General features: G+C 61.4%; 4 protein-coding genes and 1 pseudogene. 1 reads left to right on the forward strand and 4 read right to left on the reverse strand.

All coding sequences use genetic code 11. The features are described 5' to 3' along the window. From AC1DWF_RS30685 to AC1DWF_RS30695, 3 genes are all read right to left on the reverse strand, one after another. Nucleotides 1-242, reverse strand: a 242-nt coding sequence (locus AC1DWF_RS30685) for an ABC transporter substrate-binding protein (RefSeq protein WP_476842461.1), incomplete at its 3' end; no start/stop codon positions are given. 42 nt (nucleotides 243-284) lie between these two features. After that, entirely contained in the window at nucleotides 285-1,121 is an 837-nt protein-coding gene (kynA, locus tag AC1DWF_RS30690; protein ID WP_476842462.1) for a tryptophan 2,3-dioxygenase, read from the reverse strand. Next, the gene (locus tag AC1DWF_RS30695; protein ID WP_476784696.1) at nucleotides 1,118-2,743 is read right to left on the reverse strand and encodes an AMP-binding protein; all 1,626 of its coding nucleotides are present in this window, start codon (nucleotides 2,741-2,743) and stop codon (nucleotides 1,118-1,120) included. The genes kynA and AC1DWF_RS30695 overlap by 4 nt, the downstream gene beginning before the upstream one ends. Nucleotides 2,744-3,053: 310 nt before the next feature. Here AC1DWF_RS30695 and AC1DWF_RS30700 point away from each other — a divergent pair, with 310 nt between their 5' ends. After that, a complete protein-coding gene (locus tag AC1DWF_RS30700) occupies nucleotides 3,054-3,881 on the forward strand; it encodes an alpha/beta hydrolase (protein ID WP_476788941.1) in 828 nt (275 codons plus the stop codon). 92 nt (nucleotides 3,882-3,973) lie between these two features. Here the strand turns inward: AC1DWF_RS30700 and AC1DWF_RS30705 are convergent. Beyond that, nucleotides 3,974-4,194 (reverse strand): annotated as a pseudogene (locus AC1DWF_RS30705) (cell division protein FtsZ); the annotation flags it as partial.

The following is a 4,194-nucleotide window of genomic DNA, read 5'->3' on the forward strand; positions in this document are numbered from 1 at the left end:
ATCTTTTCCGCGAGCTGCACGGCAATCTCGGGCTTTTGGGCATCGTCTTCGATGACCAGCTCGACATCCTTGTTGCCGGATTGCTTCATGGCCAGCGTAAAGGCATCGCGCATGTCGACGCCGAGGCCCGCGCCGCCGCCCGAAAGCGTGGTGATGACGCCGATCTTGACCGGTTCGGCATAGGCCAGGCCGGACGCCGCCAACGACAAGGCAAACATGCTGGCTGCCAGAATATTCTTCATTTCTCTCTCCCTCCCAGTGTTTTCAATATAGAAAAAATAGCTTTAGAGCCGGGTGCGAACTTTCCAGAGTTCAGGAAACAGTTCAACCTCCAGCATCTTCTTTAGATACGAAGCGCCCGACGTGCCGCCCGTGCCGCGTTTCATGCCGATGATGCGTTCGACCGTGGTGACGTGGTTGAAGCGCCAGCGCCGGAAGTAATCCTCGAAATCGACCAGCTTTTCGGCCAGTTCGTAAAACATCCAGTAGCGCTGCGGATCGCGGTAGATCGCCTGCCAGGCGACCAGCACTTCCTCGCTTTCGGTGCGGGTTTCGCGCCAGTCGGTTTGCTTGGCGTCGGCCCCGACATCGAAGCCGTTGCGGCCAAGCAGCAAAATCGCTTCGTCATAAAGCGATGGCTGGGCGAGCACCGCTTCCAGCTTTGCGCTGAGTTCAGGCTGATGCGCGTGGGGGCGCAGCATGGCCAGGTTGCGGTTGCCGGCCATGAATTCGATGGCGCGATATTGCCACGACTGGAAGCCGGAGGACTGGCCGAGCGAGTCGCGGAACTCGGWGTATTCGCTCGGTGTCATCGTCCTCAGCACGTCCCAGGCGCTGTTGAGCTGCTCGAAGATACGCGACACGCGCGTCAGCATCTTGAAGGACGGCTCGAGCTTGTCGGCGCGGATCGAGCGGATCGCCGAGCCGATCTCGTGCAGGGCGAGCTTCATCCACAGCTCGGAGGTCTGATGCTGGATGATGAACAGCATCTCGTCGTGAGCGGTCGAAAGCGGCGCCTGGGCGTCGAGGATCTTTTCGAGATGCAAATAGTCGCTGTAGGACATGCGGTCCTTGAACGACATCTGTGCGCCCTCGGTGGAGGGATCGTATGGCTTGCTCAATTCATCTTCTCCGCGCGCAACCGGAAGCGCTGGATCTTGCCGGTCTGGGTCTTGGGCAGGGCATCGATGAACTTCACCGATCGGGGGTACTTATAGGGCGCGATCGTTGCTTTGACATGGTCCTGCAGGCGTTTGATGGTCTCGGCATCCGCGGCCACGCCTTGCACCAGCACGACATAGGCTTCGACGATCTGGCCGCGCTCGCCATCCTCGGCGCCGATGACCGCGCATTCGGCGACTTCAGGATGCGCAAACAGCGCCGCCTCGACCTCTGGACCGGCGATATTGTAGCCGGCGCTGACGATCATGTCGTCGGAACGGGCGGCAAAATGGAAAAAACCGTCCGCGTCCTGGTAAAAGGCGTCGCCAGTCAAGTTCCAGCCATCGCGGACATATTCGAGTTGTCGGTCGTCGGACATGTAACGACAGCCGGTTGGACCGCGCACGGCGAGCTTACCGACTGTGCCGCGCGGCACCTCGTTCATGTCGCTGTCGACGACGCGCGCCTCATAGCCGCCGACCGGCTTGCCGGTCGAGGCAGGCTTCATGTCCTCGAAGCGGTTGGAGATGAAGATATGCAGCATCTCGGTGGCGCCGATGCCGTCGAGGATCGGCTTGCCGGTCTTTGCCAGCCACTCCTCGTACACCGGCGCCGGCAAGGTTTCGCCGGCCGAAACCGCGACGCGCAGCGACGACAGGTCCGCACCTTCATCCATCGCCTTCAGCATCGCCCGATAGGCGGTCGGAGCGGTAAACGAAATCGTCGCCTTATAGGTCTCGATGATATGGACCATGTTGGGCGGCGTTGCCTGCTCGAGCAGGGTCGCTGCAGCACCAAAGCGCAGCGGGAAGATGGCAAGGCCGCCGAGMCCGAAGGTGAAGGCCAGCGGCGGCGAGCCGACGAAAACGTCGTCCGACGTGACAGCAAGCACTTCCTTGGCATAGGCGTCGGCGATGATCAGCAGGTCGCGATGGAAATGCATCGTCGCCTTCGGCACACCCGTCGTGCCCGAGGTGAAGCCAAGCAGGGCGACATCATCACGGCCGGTCTTGACCGCTTCGAAGATCACGGACTTGTCGAGCGCTACGCGATCAAGCTCGGCATCGTGGTTGGCGGTGCCGTCGAAACCGATGACCTTTTTGAGGAACGGGCTGTCCTTGGCGCAGGCGATCATCTCGTCCATCAGACGGGTGTCGCAGAGCGCGATGGTGATCTCGGCCTTGTCGACGATCTTGGTGAGTTCGCCGGCGCGCAGCATCGGCATGGTGTTGACGACCACAGCGCCGGCCTTGGTGGCGGCGAGCCAGCAGGCGACCATGGCCGGGTTGTTGGCCGAGCGGATCAGCACGCGGTTGCCTGGCTTGACGCCATAGTTTTCGACCAGCGCATGAGCGAGGCGGTTGGTCCAGTCGGACAGTTCCTTGTAGGTGCGGCGGCGGCCGTTGCCGATCAGCGCGGTATGGTCGCCCAGGCCTTTTTCGACCAGCCTGTCGGTTAGCTCGACGCCGGCATTGAGGTATTCTGGATACTCGAAGCCGTCGAGCAGGAAATCCGGCCACTGCTCTTCAGGCGGAAGGTTGTCGCGCGTGAAAGTGTCGATATGCGCTGACGGTCCAAGCATTCTGCAGCTGTCCCCTAGATGCTCATCACCACGGACTTGTCGCCGTGGGTGTGTTGGAATGCGTAACTTGCGGAGAGGCTTTGCGCCGACGCCGGGCTGGCCATCCAGCATGTGCTGCGGCACCCGTTGCGATCGAAGATGCGACCGCCATTTGGCACAGCGAGACCTCCCACGCTCTCGACTGATGGGGTGAGAATTGCACCAGACCAAAATTATTTCAAGCATAAAGTTTTTGGCCCTGACCCATTGACGGCATGAAGAGTGCTGGCCATTGCTATGGCCCTGAACGTGCCGCCAGGGAGGGTGCCGAGTGCTCGAACATCACATCGCCAATTGGGACAACGCCTACACCAATGGCGCAAACATCGCCGGCGGCGACCGTTGGCCAGCGGCGTGGGTCGAGCCGGCACAGACATTTCGCGACGAGTTGTCGGCGACAGGTCGGGCAAAGCTCGACATCTCCTATGGCGACAAGCCGCGCAACCGTCTCGACTTGTTCATGCCGGAAGGTACGCCCAAGGGGCTCGTGGTGTTCGTCCATGGCGGCTACTGGATGGCGCTCGACAAGAGCTTCTGGTCGCATCTTGCTGCCGGCTCGGTTGCCAGCGGCTATGCTGTGGCGATGCCGTCTTACACGCTGTGCCCGGAAGTTAGCATCAGCAACATCGTCAAGGAAATCGGCGCCGCCATTGCCAAGGCCGCCGAGATGGTCGATGGCCCGATCGTGTTGACAGGTCATTCTGCCGGCGGGCACCTTGTCAGCCGGATGATTTGCGCTAACACGCCGCTTGCGCCCAACGTTCAGCGCCGCATTCGCCATGTCGTGTCGCTATCAGGTGTGCACGACTTGCGCCCGCTGATGCGCACGGGCATGAACGCGACGCTCAAGGTCGACGAGGCCGAGGCGCTGACTGAGAGCCCCGCACTGCTGCGGCCGATGGAAAATGCCCGCATTACCTGCTGGGTCGGCGGTGGCGAGCGTGCCGAATTCCTGCGCCAGAACGCGCTTCTCGCCAATATCTGGACCGGGCTTGGCGCTGCGACCAATGCCGTGGTCGAGCCCGACCGTCACCATTTCAGCGTCATTGACGGCCTGGCCGACAAGAACCACGCGCTGACGCGGACCTTGCTCGGCTAACTCTCAACCTCGGACAGGCGAAGTTGCGTGCGGGCGACAGGGTGCGCCCGCCTTGTTCAGTTCCAAGAGCTAGAGCGTCCTTTGCGCGCGCTTTAGTGCATGGACTGAAACGGTGCTGGTTCGCCGCGCATGTTGACGACCGGCTCACCTTGCGAGTTCTGCGCGGCCAATCCGGTCGCGACAACCGACACCTTGAATTGGCCTTCGAGCGAGTTGTCGAAAATGGCACCGACGATGATATCTGCATCGTCGCCGACCTCTTCGCGAATGCGGGTGGCTGCTTCGTCGACCTCAAACAGCGTCATGTCCATGC

Source organism: Aminobacter sp. P4_D5 (assembly GCF_056401815.1).